This is a genomic window from Achromobacter sp. DH1f (assembly GCF_000633435.1).
GTDB lineage: Bacteria > Pseudomonadota > Gammaproteobacteria > Burkholderiales > Burkholderiaceae_B > Achromobacter > Achromobacter deleyi.
Genome location: NZ_AYMF01000120.1, coordinates 1 through 403, shown reverse-complemented (window position 1 = coordinate 403; position 403 = coordinate 1). Strand labels below are relative to the sequence as shown.

Genomic DNA, 403 nt, shown 5'->3' with positions numbered 1-403 from the left:
CGAGCAGCTGGGCAAAGAGCTCAAGCAGCAGGTCATCGTGGAAAACAAGGCCGGCGCCAACGGCAATATCGCCGCCGCCTACGTGGCCAAGGCGCCCGGCGATGGCTCGGTGCTGTTCCTGACCAGCGTGGGCGCGGTCGCCATCAGCCCGGCGCTGTACAAGGACTTGCCGTATGACCCGGTGCGCGATTTCGCGCCCGTGTCGCGCGTGGTCAACAACGCCACCGTGTTCGTCGTGAATCCGGCCAACCCGGCCACCGACGCCGCCGATTTCGTCAAGCGCTCGCAGGCCGACAAGCAGTCCGTGGCCGTCGGTTCGTCGGGCATCGGCAGTATTCCGCACCTGACGCTGGAAATGTTCGCCGACGCCAGCCACGCCAATGTGCTGCACGTGCCGTACAAG

The 403-nt window shown here is 66.0% G+C and carries 1 protein-coding gene; it reads left to right on the top strand.

From position 1 onward, the window contains the following. Positions 1-403, top strand: a 403-nt coding sequence (locus U858_RS0133320; protein WP_025141378.1) for a tripartite tricarboxylate transporter substrate binding protein, incomplete at both ends; no start/stop codon positions are given.